The 412-nt window shown below is 66.7% G+C and carries 1 pseudogene; it reads left to right on the top strand.

Annotated elements, in window-relative coordinates:
• A pseudogene (locus tag FY251_RS21850) lies at window positions 1-412 on the top strand (hypothetical protein); the annotation flags it as partial.

Here is a 412-nt window from a genome sequence, read left to right as displayed (position 1 = left end):
TCGTGGTACTGGTGGTCGGTATCTGCGCCACAATCGTCTGTGCCGTCGCCGCTGCCGTCAGGCTGCCCTGGGTGCTCGTCCGTGTCGTTGCCGGCTTCTCGGTCCAGCCGCTCGTGGGCTTCGTGACGCTACAGGCTGGTGTCCTCCTCACCCTGTTGTTGCTGGACCGGGTCACGGAGACGCTCGAATCGTGGATTCCGGCACCCACGGCGACGACCGACCGGACGCTCGGGCGACTGGACCTGCTGGGGACGAGCTGGTGGGACGTCGACCGCTACGTCAAAGCCGCCGTGGGCCTGCAGTTGCTCGTAGCGTTTGTCCCGACAGCACAGGGACTGTTCGACCGCTTCCTCGATAGCCTCCCGGTGCTCGGCTCGGCCCTGCGGGTCGTTCTCAGTGGTCCGCTCCACCT

This window comes from Haloferax sp. KTX1 (assembly GCF_902410085.1).
GTDB classification, from domain to species: Archaea; Halobacteriota; Halobacteria; order Halobacteriales; family Haloferacaceae; genus Haloferax; species Haloferax massiliensis.
The sequence above is the reverse complement of the archived record's forward strand: the minus strand, read 5'-3'. Positions and strand labels throughout refer to the sequence as shown.